At 63.5% G+C, this 13,933-nt stretch carries 18 protein-coding genes; 9 read left to right on the top strand and 9 right to left on the bottom strand.

The window, feature by feature from the left end; translation table 11 throughout:
* From ACR65T_RS15425 to ACR65T_RS15400, 6 genes are all read right to left on the bottom strand, one after another.
* Positions 1 to 141: GTP-binding protein (locus ACR65T_RS15425; RefSeq protein ID WP_305648578.1), on the bottom strand; the 141-nt coding region annotated here is incomplete at its 3' end.
* A gap of 46 nt (positions 142 to 187) precedes the next feature.
* Positions 188 to 2,263, bottom strand: coding sequence for an elongation factor G (gene fusA, locus ACR65T_RS15420; RefSeq protein WP_434497319.1), 2,076 nt, complete (start codon positions 2,261 to 2,263; stop codon positions 188 to 190).
* An 11-nt stretch (positions 2,264 to 2,274) separates the two neighbouring features.
* Positions 2,275 to 2,745, bottom strand: a complete 471-nt coding sequence (rpsG, locus tag ACR65T_RS15415; RefSeq protein WP_018406024.1) for a 30S ribosomal protein S7 — start codon at positions 2,743 to 2,745, stop codon at positions 2,275 to 2,277.
* A gap of 11 nt (positions 2,746 to 2,756) precedes the next feature.
* A complete protein-coding gene (gene rpsL / locus ACR65T_RS15410) occupies positions 2,757 to 3,128 on the bottom strand; it encodes a 30S ribosomal protein S12 (RefSeq protein ID WP_014890767.1) in 372 nt (123 codons plus the stop codon).
* 360 nt (positions 3,129 to 3,488) lie between these two features.
* A complete protein-coding gene (locus ACR65T_RS15405) occupies positions 3,489 to 3,800 on the bottom strand; it encodes a transcriptional regulator (RefSeq protein ID WP_434497318.1) in 312 nt (103 codons plus the stop codon).
* Positions 3,801 to 3,814: 14 nt separating this feature from the next.
* The gene (locus tag ACR65T_RS15400; RefSeq protein ID WP_434497317.1) at positions 3,815 to 3,946 is read right to left on the bottom strand and encodes a hypothetical protein; all 132 of its coding nucleotides are present in this window, start codon (positions 3,944 to 3,946) and stop codon (positions 3,815 to 3,817) included.
* 296 nt (positions 3,947 to 4,242) lie between these two features.
* On the opposite strand from ACR65T_RS15400, the gene ACR65T_RS15395 reads away from it, so the two are divergent.
* Positions 4,243 to 4,482 carry a YdcH family protein gene (locus ACR65T_RS15395; protein ID WP_434497316.1) on the top strand — a complete coding sequence of 80 codons (240 nt, stop codon included), beginning with the start codon at positions 4,243 to 4,245 and terminating at the stop codon, positions 4,480 to 4,482.
* 210 nt (positions 4,483 to 4,692) lie between these two features.
* Here ACR65T_RS15395 and ACR65T_RS15390 read toward each other — a convergent pair whose 3' ends face one another.
* A complete protein-coding gene (locus ACR65T_RS15390; protein ID WP_434497315.1) occupies positions 4,693 to 5,118 on the bottom strand; it encodes a hypothetical protein in 426 nt (141 codons plus the stop codon).
* A 487-nt stretch (positions 5,119 to 5,605) separates the two neighbouring features.
* Between ACR65T_RS15390 and ACR65T_RS15385 the strand changes: the two genes are divergently transcribed.
* The 6 genes from ACR65T_RS15385 to ACR65T_RS15360 all read left to right on the top strand — a co-directional run bounded on the left by ACR65T_RS15385 (position 5,606) and on the right by ACR65T_RS15360 (position 11,601).
* Positions 5,606 to 6,304 (top strand): response regulator transcription factor, encoded by a 699-nt coding sequence (locus ACR65T_RS15385; protein WP_014890774.1) that lies wholly within the window; start codon positions 5,606 to 5,608, stop codon positions 6,302 to 6,304.
* A 20-nt stretch (positions 6,305 to 6,324) separates the two neighbouring features.
* Positions 6,325 to 8,247 (top strand): stimulus-sensing domain-containing protein, encoded by a 1,923-nt coding sequence (locus tag ACR65T_RS15380; RefSeq protein WP_434497314.1) that lies wholly within the window; start codon positions 6,325 to 6,327, stop codon positions 8,245 to 8,247.
* Complete coding sequence (locus ACR65T_RS15375) at positions 8,244 to 8,708, top strand: HPr kinase/phosphorylase (RefSeq protein WP_434497313.1); 465 nt, start codon at positions 8,244 to 8,246, stop codon at positions 8,706 to 8,708. Before ACR65T_RS15380 ends, ACR65T_RS15375 begins: the two co-directional genes overlap by 4 nt.
* Positions 8,709 to 8,897: 189 nt before the next feature.
* Entirely contained in the window at positions 8,898 to 9,299 is a 402-nt protein-coding gene (locus ACR65T_RS15370) for a PTS sugar transporter subunit IIA (protein ID WP_014890777.1), read from the top strand.
* Positions 9,296 to 9,613 carry an HPr family phosphocarrier protein gene (locus tag ACR65T_RS15365; protein WP_434497312.1) on the top strand — a complete coding sequence of 106 codons (318 nt, stop codon included), beginning with the start codon at positions 9,296 to 9,298 and terminating at the stop codon, positions 9,611 to 9,613. Before ACR65T_RS15370 ends, ACR65T_RS15365 begins: the two co-directional genes overlap by 4 nt.
* A 173-nt stretch (positions 9,614 to 9,786) precedes the next feature.
* Complete coding sequence (locus ACR65T_RS15360; RefSeq protein WP_434497311.1) at positions 9,787 to 11,601, top strand: glucan ABC transporter ATP-binding protein/ permease; 1,815 nt, start codon at positions 9,787 to 9,789, stop codon at positions 11,599 to 11,601.
* A 112-nt stretch (positions 11,602 to 11,713) separates the two neighbouring features.
* Here the strand turns inward: ACR65T_RS15360 and rpsR are convergent, their stop codons facing one another.
* Positions 11,714 to 11,950 carry a 30S ribosomal protein S18 gene (gene rpsR, locus ACR65T_RS15355; RefSeq protein WP_014890780.1) on the bottom strand — a complete coding sequence of 79 codons (237 nt, stop codon included), beginning with the start codon at positions 11,948 to 11,950 and terminating at the stop codon, positions 11,714 to 11,716.
* Positions 11,947 to 12,402 (bottom strand): 30S ribosomal protein S6, encoded by a 456-nt coding sequence (gene rpsF, locus ACR65T_RS15350; protein ID WP_196391599.1) that lies wholly within the window; start codon positions 12,400 to 12,402, stop codon positions 11,947 to 11,949. The genes rpsR and rpsF overlap by 4 nt, the downstream gene beginning before the upstream one ends.
* 405 nt (positions 12,403 to 12,807) lie before the next feature.
* Between rpsF and ACR65T_RS15345 the strand changes: the two genes are divergently transcribed.
* Complete coding sequence (locus ACR65T_RS15345) at positions 12,808 to 12,945, top strand: hypothetical protein (protein WP_175095883.1); 138 nt, start codon at positions 12,808 to 12,810, stop codon at positions 12,943 to 12,945.
* 71 nt (positions 12,946 to 13,016) lie between these two features.
* The gene (gene panB / locus ACR65T_RS15340; protein ID WP_434497310.1) at positions 13,017 to 13,838 is read left to right on the top strand and encodes a 3-methyl-2-oxobutanoate hydroxymethyltransferase; all 822 of its coding nucleotides are present in this window, start codon (positions 13,017 to 13,019) and stop codon (positions 13,836 to 13,838) included.
* Positions 13,839 to 13,933: the final 95 nt, after the last annotated feature.

Below are 13,933 nucleotides of genomic sequence, written 5' to 3'. Positions count from 1 at the left end.
ATAGGCCGTAAAGGTCGCGCCGCCCGTCTCCGCCAGAACCTTGGTGATCGCCGCCGTCAATGACGTCTTGCCATGGTCGACGTGCCCAATCGTCCCAATGTTGCAGTGCGGCTTCGTGCGTGAAAACTTTTCCTTGGCCATCGCCGTGCTCCTCTTAAAGAGTTCCGTTTGCCCGTAGTGATCGAGATCAGGCGTATTTCGCCTGCACCTTCTTCGACTCCGCCTCGGGCACTTGTTCGTAGTGATCGAATTGCATCGTGTAGCTGGCGCGTCCCTGCGTGAAGGAGCGCAGCTGATTGACGTAGCCGAACATGTTGGCGAGCGGCACCATGGCGTTGATCACCACGGCGTTGGCGCGCATGTCCTGACCCTGAATCTGTCCGCGACGGGAATTCAGATCGCCGATGACAGAACCGGTATATTCCTCCGGCGTCACCACTTCGACCTTCATGATCGGCTCGAGCAACACCGAGCCGCCCTTCTGCAGCGCTTCGCGCGTCGCGGCGCGCGAAGCGATCTCGAAGGCGAGCACCGACGAGTCGACGTCGTGGAAGGCGCCGTCAATGAGCGTCGCTTTCAGATCGACGACGGGGAAGCCGGCGAGAATGCCGGACGTCGTCACCGACGCAATGCCCTTGTCGACGCCGGGGATATATTCCTTCGGCACCGCGCCGCCGACGATCTTGCTTTCGAACTCATTGCCCTTGCCGGCTTCATTGGGTTCGAAAATGATCTTCACGCGCGCGAACTGGCCGGTGCCGCCGGTCTGTTTCTTATGCGTATAGTCGATTTCAAGCTTGCGTCCGAGGCGCTCGCGATAGGCGACCTGCGGCGCGCCGATATTGGCGTCGACCTTATAGGTGCGCTTCAAAATGTCGACCTTAATGTCGAGATGCAGTTCGCCCATGCCCTTGAGGATGGTCTGGCCGCTTTCCTGATCGGTCGAGACTCGGAACGAGGGATCCTCCGCGGCGAGCTTCTGCAGCGCGATGCCAAGCTTCTCCTGATCGGCCTTCGACTTCGGCTCGATGGCGATCTCGATGACCGGATCCGGGAACTCCATGCGCTCCAGAATGACAGGCTTCTGCATGTCGCAGAGCGTGTCGCCGGTGCGCGTGTCCTTGAGGCCCGCGAGCGCGACGATGTCGCCCGCGAAGGCTTCCTTGATGTCTTCGCGATTATTGGCGTGCATCAGCAGCATGCGGCCGATGCGCTCCTTCTTCTCTTTCGTCGAATTGAGCACTGTCGTGCCGGAGTCGATCTTGCCCGAATAGACGCGGGCGAAGGTGATCGTGCCGACGAAGGGATCGTCCATGATCTTGAACGCGAGCATGGAGAAGGGCTCGGAATCGAGTGGTTTGCGATCCAGCTCCTCGCCCGTGTCCACATCGACGCCCTTGATCGCCTCGCGATCGACCGGCGACGGCAGATAATGCACGACCGCGTCGAGCAGCGGCTGCACGCCCTTGTTCTTGAAGGCTGAGCCGCAGAACACCGGGATGAAGGCGATCTTGCGCACGGCGGCGCGGATGAGCCTGTGCAGCGTCTCCTCGTCCGGCTCCTGGCCGTCGAGATAGGCCGCCATGGCCTCGTCGTCCATTTCGACCGCGGCTTCGATCAGCGCCAAACGATAGTCCTTGGCCTTGTCGAGCAGTTCCGCAGGAATCTCTTCGTCGTGATACTTCGCGCCGAGACCTTCGTCTTCCCAGACCACGGCCTTCATGCGCACGAGATCGATGATGCCCTTGAAATTCGACTCGGAGCCGATCGGCAATTGCACGCAGACCGGGCGGCCGCCGACGCGTGTCTTGATTTCCTCGACGCAGCGGTCGAAGTCGGCGCCGATCTTGTCCATTTTATTGACGAAGACGATGCGCGGCACATTGTATTTGTCGGCCTGACGCCAGACCGTCTCGGTCTGCGGCTCGACGCCCTGGTTGCCGTCGAGAACGCATACGGCGCCGTCGAGCACGCGCAGGCTGCGCTCGACCTCGATGGTGAAGTCGACGTGGCCGGGCGTGTCGATGATGTTGAGGCGCTTGCCGTTCCAGAACGTCGTCGTTGCGGCGGACGTGATGGTGATGCCGCGCTCCTGCTCCTGCTCCATCCAGTCCATCGTCGCGGCGCCTTCATGCACCTCGCCGATTTTATGGCTCTTGCCGGAGTAATAGAGGATGCGTTCCGTCGTCGTCGTCTTGCCCGCATCAATGTGGGCCATGATGCCGAAGTTACGGTAGTCCTCGATCGGATGAGAGCGGGCCATGACGGTTGTCCTTACCAGCGATAATGCGAGAAGGCGCGGTTGGCCTCCGCCATGCGATGCGTGTCTTCGCGCTTCTTCACCGCGGCGCCGCGGTTGTTGGACGCGTCGAGCAGTTCGGCCGACAGACGGTCGACCATGGTCTTGTCGTTGCGGGCGCGGGCCGCGGTGATGATCCAGCGGATGGCGAGCGCCTGACGACGCTCGTTGCGCACTTCGACCGGCACCTGATAGGTGGCGCCGCCGACGCGGCGGGACCGAACCTCGATCGCCGGCGCAACATTCTCGAGCGCCTGCTTGAAGACGGCGAGCGGATCGCTCTTGGCCTTCGACTCGACCTGATCGAGCGCGCCATAGACAATCTGCTCGGCGACCGACTTCTTGCCGTCGTACATGATCGAGTTCATGAATTTCGTGAGAACGATGTCGCCAAACTTGGCGTCTTCGATCACTTCACGCTTTTCGGCCCGGTGGCGACGAGACATCGAATGGCTCCTTACTTCGGACGCTTCGCGCCGTATTTCGAACGGCGCTGCTTGCGGTCCTTGACGCCCTGCGTGTCCAGCACGCCGCGCAGAATGTGATAGCGAACGCCGGGAAGATCCTTCACGCGGCCGCCGCGGATCATCACGACCGAGTGCTCCTGAAGGTTATGGCCCTCGCCCGGGATGTAGCCGATGACCTCGAATCCGTTGGTCAGGCGTACCTTGGCGACCTTGCGAAGCGCCGAGTTCGGCTTCTTCGGCGTCGTCGTATAGACGCGGGTGCACACGCCGCGCTTCTGCGGACAGGACTGCAGATGGCGCGCCTTCTCACGATAGGTCGGCGCTTGGCGCGGCTTGCGGATCAACTGGCTGATCGTCGGCATTCAATAGGGTCCTTCGCGTGATTGCGAATGGCGGATGTCAAGGGATCCCGCCGCGCATGGCCCTTAAAGGCACGCGCAAACGAGCGAAGCGCCGATGGCCGTAAGGGCCAAGGCGCTTCTAACGCAGAGGATCCCGTCGCCGGGATCGTGCCTTCCTGTCAGTCGCTTTCGCGACGTGCTGATTACCAATTACATTTGGCGGTCACAGGCAAGGCGACAGCGTTTAAGTTCGAAGGATCGAGAGCGAGGCGCTCGCCGACGGCATGAACTTACGGCCTGTCGAAAGTGGGCGGAACCTAATGGCGAAGGTCCGGGGCGTCAAGCAAAGAATGTTACGCCACGAAAGAAATTCGTCGGACGTTACGCGGCCTTTTCTTTCCGGGCGGCCCCGAGGATGCGCGCGACGCCTTTTCGATCGAGATCGATCATCATCAGATAGGCGCGCACGCCGCCGAGCGGACGGCTCCGCCCCTGCTTCCATGACTTGATCTGCTCCACGGTGAAGCCGAAGGAGCTGGCGAAATTCTCCTGCGAAAGCCCGGTTTTCTTGCTGATGGACTTCACATCGAGTTCGGTGGGCAGATGAAGACGCGCGGGCGCCTCGTCGCCGCGAACAATGCTGATGGCCTCATTCAATCCGGCGGCGATCTTGTTGAAAGCTCGTTTGGTCACGGCGCCTCTCCCTCTTATACGCGCAAGGCCCGTCTTCGAAATTCGGCGACAAGAGCCTTTGACAGATTCGCCAATTCATTGCGCTCGGCTTTCGTCAGATTGGCGGGTTCGCCCTTGCCGAAGACGGCGATGAGAAAAACCGGCATGTCCGGCCAGGGCGATGACGTCCGTGAACGCTTCGACCTCGGTGCGAGACATGCCCGCCTCTTCCGCAGCGCGCGCAAAGGCTTTCGTCTCGCAGGCCGAATGCGTCGGCAACGTTCCGGAAGCGGCAGTTTGGTCAAGGGCGCTTAGCAGAGAGATACGCCGCTGTCGCGGGCATGACAGCGCGGTGCACGAATGCGGCGCAAATCGTCGCAGGCGGCGAAGGGGCCGTTCAACGCCGCCGCGAAAGCCGGTAAGCTCACGCTGAACATAAAAAACACAGGGAGGAACCGACCGCATGAGCCATGTCGCGCATGAGCTGCATGAAGAATTTCCGGAGCAGGCCGAAGCGATTCATGCGCTGAAGGCCGGAAACGCCCATTTCGCCCGCATCGCTGAGGATTATCACACGCTCAATCGCGCCATTCACCGCATGGAGACCAATGTCGAACCGGCCGACGACGCGACGATCGAAGATTTGAAAAGGAAGCGGCTCGCGCTCAAGGACGAGATCGCCGGCTTCCTGGCGACGGCGTAAGCCTCACGCCCCCTCCCCGGCCCTCCCCCGCTACGCGGGAGAGGGAGCGGGCGCCGCGCAGTTTGCCGTCATGCCGGGCCTTGTGCGCCTTGTGCCGGGCAGCCACGAGGCGACCGCGCCTATTGAGTCGGGAAGGCCGCCACGGCGTGGATGGCCGCGACAAGCGCGGGCCATGACGCGGGGAACGGGCCGCCCTGCCACGGAGCCGCGCTATCGATATTGCGCAGGCGGCTGTGGATTGTTGGCGGGGTTGCTGTCGTGCTTGGTCAGGCGGGCGACCAGCGGGCCGCCGACGAGGGGTTGAAGGTCCGCCTCCAGCGCGTCGGCGACGTCCTTTCCATAGATTTCCTCACCGGCGACATGGATCGAGAAGGCTTTGCCGTGCTTCTCGATTTTCACTGGGTCTTCGATCACCGCCTTGGTCCATTTGTAGAGCGGGAAATTCTCCTCGCCGCGCTGTTCGGCCGCGGCGACATATTCGGAAAAGGCGTCGAGCTGGTTCCGAAGCTTCGCGTTATGTTTGGCGAGAATGTCGCTGAGCGGCTTGAGCGCCGGATTTTCCGGATCCTTGCGCGCGAGCTTGGCCGCCGCGTCGACGAGATTGACCCGAACCTGATATGCCCAATCTTCGCTCATCGATCCACTCCCTGGGGCTGACGCCGCGCGCCGCGCCGCTTTTCACTTGCGCCTTATGAGCCGAACGGCGTCGGGTCTGAAAGAACCTTTAGCAGATTGGCGAAAACCCCAGATTTTCCAACCCCCGGCGCGTCGCCAGACTGGCGCTGCGGCCAAGCTATCCCATTGTCGCCATTATGTTTAATCGCGCATGCCCTGGCACAAGGTGATTTTTTCGACAATACTGTGTATAAGCGGTCCAGCGGCATCGAGGCGGCGCCGCCCCTGGGAACGGACGTCGGCCACATTTCAGCCGCCTTGGCCTCGGAACTTGTCGGGTCGACGGCGCCTTTCGAACGTCCCGCTGTCGAGTCGATAAGTGTGTCGACTGTTGAGCATCGACGTCGCGCCCTTCGAGGAATCGGGGGCGGCCGTTTCGCGCGGAAAGCGCAGTCACGTCGCGCCGGCCCGGACGTTAAATTGCGGCCGCACATAGCAAAGGGTGAAGATGCCGACCATCGCTCTCGTCGACGACGATCGAAACATTCTCACCTCTGTCTCCATCGCTCTGGAGGGCGAGGGGTATCGCGTCCAGACCTATACCGACGGCGCGCAGGCGCTCGACGGGCTGCGCGCCAACCCGCCCGACCTGGCGATCTTCGACATTAAGATGCCGCGAATGGACGGCATGGAGCTTCTGCGTCGACTGCGGCAGAAGTCCGACCTCCCGGTGATTTTTCTCACCTCCAAGGACGAGGAAATCGACGAGCTGTTCGGCCTGAAGATGGGCGCGGACGACTTCATTCATAAGCCCTTCTCGCAACGCCTGCTCGTCGAGCGCGTGAAGGCGATCCTGCGGCGCGCCAATCCCAAGGAGGCCGCGGCGCAGAAGGAATCTGAGGCCAAGGTTCTGGAGCGCGGCGCGCTCGTGATGGACCCTGAGCGCCACACCTGCACCTGGCGAGGCGATCCGGTGGTGCTGACCGTGACCGAATTCCTGATTTTGCAGTCGCTGGCCCAGCGTCCCGGCGTCGTGAAGAGCCGCAATGCGCTCATGGACGCGGCCTATGACGACCAAGTCTATGTCGACGATCGAACGATCGACAGCCACATCAAGCGATTGCGCAAGAAATTCAAGGTGGTGGATAACGATTTCGAAATGATCGAGACGCTCTATGGCGTGGGCTATCGATTCAAGGAAGCCTGAGCTCTCGCTGGGGACGCGAGATGGACGCAAGCATCGAGGGTGACGGCGACGTGACCGCCGTCGGCGAGCCGGTCGCGGAAGCGCCGCGTCCGGCGGTCCCGACGACCGCTCCGGCGCGCGACGCCGCGGCGGCGCGGGCCCGCCTGTGGCGGACGATCTCCGTCCGTTTGGCGCGGGCGCAGCGAACTGTGCAGCGAACCGTCCAGTCGCATCTTTCGTCCTCGCTCACCCGCCGCATCGTCGTTCTCAATCTTGGCGGGCTGGTCGCGCTGCTGGCCGGCTTCCTCTATCTCAACCAGTTTCGCGAAGGTCTGATCGACGCCCGCGTGCAAAGCCTGCAGACGCAGGGCGAGATCATCGCCGCGGCGGTGGCGGCCTCGGCGACGGTGGACACCGACGCCATCTCGATCGATCCGGAAAAGCTGTTGAAGCTCGCGCCGGGAGAGAGCGCGAGCGGCTCCGAAGGCGGGTCGCCGCTGGAGTTTTCGCTCAATCCCGAGCGCGTCGGGCCGCTGCTGCGGCGTCTGGTGTCGCCGACGCGGCTGCGGGCGCGCATCTACGACCGCGACGGCTTTCTGCTGCTCGACTCGCGCTCCGTCTCCGGTCGCTCGAACATTCTGCGCTTCGAATTGCCGCCGGCGGCCGGCCAGCCCACGACCCTCGACGCATCCTCCTTCCTCGAAAAGTCGCTGGAGTTTGTCCAGCGGCTGTCACATCGGCCGGAACTGCCGCTTTACGAGGACATCGGCATGGGCAATGGCAAAGCCTATCCTGAGGTCGGCAGCGCGCTCGGCGGCCACATTCATTCGGTGGTGCGCGCCAACGCCAGGGGCGAAACCATTATTTCCGTCGCCGTCCCGGTTCAACGCTTCCGGTCGGTGCGCGGCGCGTTGCTGCTCTCGACCATGGGCGGCGACATCGACGCCGTCATCGTCATGGAACGCTGGGGCATCATCCGCATCTTTCTGGTCTCGGCCGGCGTGATGCTGCTGATCTCGCTGTTCTTCACCAATACGATCACCGAACCGATGCGCCGCCTCGCCGAGGCGGCCGAGCGCGTGCGGCGCGGCGTGAAGTCCCGTCAGGAGATCCCGGACTTCTCAGACCGGCCGGACGAAATCGGCCATCTTTCCGGCGCGCTGCGCGACATGACGAAGGCGCTCTACAACCGCATCGACGCGATCGAGCATTTCGCCGCGGATGTCGCGCATGAACTCAAGAATCCGTTGACCTCTCTGCGCAGCGCCGTCGAGACGCTGCCGATCGCCAAGACCGAAGAGTCGCGCGACAGGCTGCTCGCCATCATCAAACATGACGTTGGCCGGCTCGATCGTTTGATCAGCGATATTTCCGACGCGTCTCGTCTCGACGCCGAACTCGCGCGCGCCGACATGGCCGTGGTCGATCTCGCGGCGGCGCTGTCGACCGTCGTCGACTTGGCGCGCGCCGTCGACCGCGGCGACGGCGTCAACATTCAACTGACCGTGCGCTCCTCTCCATACGACGCGCCGCGCAGCCGCTGGCGCGTTCTCGGCAATGACTCGCGTCTCGGCCAGGTGTTCAACAATCTGATCGACAATGGCCGGTCGTTTTCAAAGCCCGGCGGCGGGGTGCGCGTGCTGCTGTGGCCGGAGCGGGCCAAGGGGCCGGGCGGCCAGCAGATCGACGGCTACGAGATCATCGTCGATGACGACGGCCCCGGAATTCCCGACGGCGCGTTCGATCGCATCTTCGAGCGTTTCTACACCGACCGCCCGGAACAGGGGTTTGGCCAGAATTCCGGGCTCGGGCTCTCGATCTCCCGCCAGATCATCGAGGCGCATGGCGGGCGCGTCCGCGCCCTCAACCGCACCCGCGCACATCCGCAGGGCACTGACGAGCCGCGCCCCGGCGACGCCGTGCTCGGCGCGCGCTTTGTCGTCTGGTTGCCCTCGGCGCGATGACGCCGCCGCAAGCGTCCGACTATGTGCACGCCACTGCGCTGGTTCTCGGCGAATTCGGCCTGCTGCTGCGCGGGCCGTCCGGCGCCGGCAAGAGCGCGCTCAGCTTACAGCTTGTCGCCGACTGGCGGGCGCGCGGCGCTTTCGCGGCGCTTGTCGGCGACGACCGTGTCGCGCTCGAAGCGCGTCACGGCCGGCTGATCGCAAGGCCGCATCCGTCAATCCGCGGCATGATCGAGGCGCGCGGTCTCGGGCTGTTACGCGTCGCCTATGAGCCGGCCTGCGTCCTGCGGGCCGTCATCGACCTCCTCGCGTCCGGAGAGTCGCCGAAACGATATCCGGACGAGGACGACGCAACGACTCGGTTGAGCGGCGTGACGCTGCCGCGTATGTTCGAAAACGCCGCAAACGTCGGGGCGGCGGCGCGGATTGCGGCTTACATTCAGAACGTTGTGACAAATTGACGGAGTTTTGCTGTTTTCGCTTGCCTATTTCGCCGCGTTGCACAAAATGTCGCCCCTGTTGAGCGGGGCGATCACGGCGGGCGCAACGGCTCCTCTTGGGATGCAATTTGGCTCCGTTCGCCCTTGCGGGCCGACGCATTTTACGAGACATCGGCGCGCAAGAGACGTCTTCATGAGTGGTAGGGTCGTATGATCGGAATGGTCTTGGTGACCCATGGCCACCTTGCCACTGAGTTTCGCGCGGCGCTCGAACACGTCGTCGGACCTCAAAAGCAGATTGCGGCGATCTCGATTGGGCCCGAGGACGATATGGAGCGCCGGCGCGGGGATATCATCGAGGCGATCCGCGAGGCCGACAGCGGCGACGGCGTCGTGCTGCTCACCGATATGTTCGGCGGCACGCCCTCCAATCTTGCAATATCCGTAATGGATGGCGGAAAGGTGGAGGTTCTCGCGGGGGTCAATCTGCCGATGCTGATCAAACTCGCTTCGGTCCGCGATACGCAACCTTTGGAGCAGGCGGTGCTGCAGGCGCAGGACGCCGGCCGCAAATATGTTTACATCGCCAGCAAAGTGCTCAACGCGAAATGAACGACCTCGTGACCGATAAATTGCCTCAGGCTGCGGCCGAAGACTCCATGTCGCGGGAGCTCGCGATCGTCAACAAGAAGGGGCTGCACGCCCGCGCGACCGCCAAATTCGTGCAATGCTGCGAGAAATTCGACGCCGTCATCACTGTTTCGAGAGGCGACGAAACCGTCGGCGGCAGCTCGATCATGGGCATTCTGACGCTGGGCGCAAGCCAGGGCGCGACCATCACCGTCACCGCGACGGGCCCACAGGCGAAGGCGGCCCTCGATGCGCTGGAGACGCTCGTCGCCCATCGCTTCGGCGAGGACGAATAGCGCGGCCTAAGGCGCGGCCGGAAGCGGCCGCAAGCGCGCGCGCCAAACCTTGCGCGCAAGCGGCCAGCCCTGTAGAGCGCGTCCGCCACAGCCGCCGCGTTATTTGAAGGCGACGCCAAAGTTACGATCCGTCACACGTTGCTGAACCTTCCCCTGCTGGCAGGCGTCGTCAAATGTCCGTCTTTAAAGTTTACGTGCGGGTGCTGGGGCTGTTGCGGCCTCAGGCGCGGCTCGCGCTCATACTGGTCGCGGCCAATCTGGCGCTCGCCGTCTCCGCCTTCGCCGAGCCGATGCTCTTTGGGCGCATCATCGACCGCATGACGCGCGCACAAGCGCCCGGCGCGACTTTGACATGGAGCGATCTGCTGCCGCTGGTGTCCGCCTGGGCCGCCTTCGGCCTGTTTTCGATCGGCGGCGCCATTCTCGTCGGCCTCAACGCCGATCGTCTCGCGCATCGCCGCCGGCTCGCGATCATGTCGGATTATTTCGACCACGTTCTCAGCCTGCCGCTGAGTTTTCACACCAACGTCCACTCCGGACGCCTCTTAAAGATCATGCTCGATGGGGCGAACGCCATGTCGGGGCTGTGGCTGTCGTTCTTTCGCGAGAACTGCGCGTCCTTCGTTGCGCTCTTCGTGCTCTTGCCGGCGACGCTGTTCGTCAATTGGCGGCTTGGCGCGCTGCTCATGGCGCTTGTCGCGCTCTTTTATTTCGTGACGAGCTTCGTCCTGCGACGCACGGAAGATCTGCAGGGCCAGGTCGAGCGCTACAATTCGACGCTCGCCGAACATGCTTCCGACGCGCTTGGCAACATCCCGGTGGTGCAGAGCTTTACGCGCATCGAAAGCGAGTCGCATGCGCTGAACCGCATCATCGATGACGTCATCGCGGCGCAGATGCCGGTTCTCTCCTGGTGGGCCTTCGTCGCCGTCGCCAGCCGCGCCTCGGCGACGCTGACGATTCTGGCGATTTTCCTGCTTGGCGTCTGGCTGCATTTGCGCGGACAGGCGACGATCGGCGAGATCGTCGCCTTCATGAGCTTTGCGACGATGCTGATCACCCGCCTCGAACAGGCGGTCGGCTTCGTCAATGTCCTGTTCCAGCAGTCCGCGAAGATTGCGGAATTCTTCGACGTCCTCGACACGCCGCCGAGCGTCGCCGATCGCCCGCATGCCCGCGACGCGGAGCGGCTTGTGGGCGCCGTCGAATTCGACAGTGTCACCTTTTCCTACGACGGGCGACGGCCGGCGGTGCGCGACGTGTCGTTTGTGGCCAATCCTGGAGAAACGATCGCGCTCGTCGGCTCGACAGGCTCAGGAAAATCAACGACGCTCGGGCTCTTGCATCGGGCTTTCGATCCAGACAGCGGCGCGGTGAAAATCGACGGCGTCGACATCCGCGAATTCACTCTAAGCTCGCTTCGCCGCAACATCGGCGTCGTCTTTCAGGAGCCGATGCTGTTTGCGCGATCGATCGAGGAAAATCTGCGAATCGGCAATCCGGACGCGACGGACGAGGAGATCGCCCATGCGCTCGAACTGGCGCAGGCGACGGAATTCGTCGCGCATCAGAGCGACGGGCGGGCGACGCGCGTCGGCGAACGCGGCCGCTCGCTCTCCGGCGGCGAGCGCCAGCGGCTCTCGATCGCCCGGGCGCTGTTGAAAAACCCGCCGATCATGGTCTTCGACGAGGCGACCTCGGCGCTCGACGCGACGACCGAGCGGATGATCCAAAAGGCGCTGGAGGCGGCGATGAAGGGCCGCACGACCTTCGTCATCGCCCATCGGCTGGCCACCGTGCGCAACGCCGACCGCATTCTCGTCTTCGATCAGGGCGAGATCGTCGAGAGCGGCGGCTTCGACGAATTGGTCGCCAAGGGCGGCCGCTTCGCCATGCTGGCCGCGGCGCAGTTCATGACCGAGCCGACCGTTTCGACGACGCCGCTCGACGGTCTTTACGAAGCCGGCGCGCAGCAGCCGGCGGGGTGAGGATGCAAGCGCGCTGCGGAGAAGCAAGCCAGCGACGGATAACCGAATCAGTCGAAACAAAAAAGCCGCGCTCGTTTCCGAGCGCGGCCGCAGGCTTCAAAAAGCGATCTTCTTAGCGGATCACATAAGGCAGCAGGCCCAAGAATCGGGCGCGCTTGATCGCCTGGGCGAGTTCGCGCTGCTTCTTGGCCGAAACGGCGGTGATGCGCGAGGGCACGATCTTGCCGCGCTCGCTGATGTAGCGGGACAGCAGGCGCGTGTCCTTGTAGTCGATCTTCGGCGCGTTGGCGCCGGTGAACGGGCAGGACTTGCGGCGGCGGAAGAAGGGGCGGCGCGGGGCGGTGCTCATTCGACCTCTCCTTCAACCTTGCCTTCTTCGCGGCGCGGGCGACGCTCGGGACGATCTCCCCGGTCGCCTCGATCCCCGCGGTCGCCCCTGTCGCCGCGCGGGCCGCGGCGATCGCCGCGGTCGTCGTCTTCACGTTTGCGAAGCTGCGCCGAAGGACCCTCCTCCAGCTCGTCGACGCGCAGCGTCAGCACGCGCAAAATATCTTCGTTGATGCTCTGCTGGCGCTGCATCTCCGCGAGCGCCGCCGGCGGCGCGTCGATGTTCATCAGGGTGAAATGCGCCTTGCGGTTCTTGTTGATCCGATAGGCGAGCGACTTGACGCCCCAATATTCGGTCTTGCCGACCGTGCCGCCGAGCGACGCGATGACGTTTTTGAACTGCGCGGTCAGAGCCTCCACCTGCTGGGGAGAAACATCCTGACGCGCGAGATAGACATGCTCATAAAGAGGCATGGATTTTCGCCTTTCCGTTGCCGCGAGCCGCTCCGGCGCCAAGCCCTTCGAGCGATTCTTGGGGACCTGCCCCGGAAAGGCCCGAGAAGGAAAGTTCGAAGGCGGAGGCACGGGAAGGCGGGAAATTAAACCCTCGCTCTTTGAGCTACGCATATTCTCGTCCGAAAACCGCTTTGCACTTTTCGGGAATATGCGATCTCTGCGCATATTCTTGTCCGAAAACCGTTTTGCGCGTTTCGGGAATATGCGCTTGAGCGCTTCCGTTCAGCCCCCGGCCGGGAACGTCGCGATCGGCGGTTTATACGCGGCTTTAAGCAGGATGCAAGAGCGCAAGGCCTCGCGGCTTGCCGCAGGGCGGCTCGGCCAGTATGGTCGCGCCGTCAAGCCGCCGCCAGGAGAGACGAGATGACGCGGAAATTCCGAGTGTTCGCGCTGCTGGCGGCCCTCTCCGCGCTGCTCTCCGCCTGCGATAAATGCGGCGGCTTCCAGGAAATCCGCGTTCCCGGCCAGCCGCACGCCTGCAGGGATGGCGTGGCGCGCTGACGCATTCCCAGCCAGCGCAAGCCATTTGATATAGAGCGCCATCCCGACGATTAGGCGCGCCGGAGCCCCCTTTGCCCAATGCCCGCACCTTCCTCGACATGAAACGCCGAGGCGAGAAGATCGTGGTCGTCACCGCCTATGACGCGCCGACCGCGCGCATCGAGGCGGAGGCCGGCGTCGACATTATCCTCGTCGGCGACAGCGTCGGGGTGAATGTTCTGGGCTATGCGCATGAGCGCGAGGTGACGCTCGCCGACATGGCGCATCATATCGCGGCGGTGCGGCGCGGCGCGCCCGAGATCTACATCATCGGCGATTTGCCCTATGCGACCTATGACACGCCCCAGCAGGCGATCGAAAGCTCGCGCCTGCTGCGCGAGGCTGGCGCCGATTGCGTGAAATTCGAGGGCGCGCAGTGCGAAATCATGCGCGCCTTGACGGCGGCGGGCTTCGACGTGTGCGCTCATCTCGGCCTTGAATCGCAGCATCACGACGTGAAGCGGCGCCAGGGTAAGACCGCGCAGGCCGCCGCGAAACTCTATGACGACGCGTTGGCGCTCGACGCCGCCGGACAGAAGTTTGTGGTGCTGGAGCTCGTGCCGCAGGAGCTCGCGGCGCGGATCACGCAAGCGATCGGCGCGCCGACGATCGGCATCGGCGCCGGCGCGGCGACGGACGGACAGGTGCTCGTCGTCAACGATCTCGCAGGGATCACCGCGCGCGAATTCAAGCACAACCGCCGCTACGGCGCCGTTGGCGCAGCGCTGCGCGACGCCGTCGAGGCCTATGCGCGCGACGTTCGCGCCGGACTCTTTCCGGCGCAGGAGCACGCCTTTCATATGGCCGAAGACGAACTGTCCGCCTTCGAGCGCGCGGCGCGCGACGAGTCTTAGAGCGCTTCCCGATCACATCGAATCATGTGATCGATAAGGAATCGCTCAAAATCAAAGTATTGGAGCAGGTTCTCATCGAAAAAGTCTGTCAACTT

Source organism: Methylocystis sp. (assembly GCF_051061285.1).
Classification (GTDB): domain Bacteria; phylum Pseudomonadota; class Alphaproteobacteria; order Rhizobiales; family Beijerinckiaceae; genus Methylocystis.
This window is presented reverse-complemented; position numbering and strand designations above follow the sequence as displayed.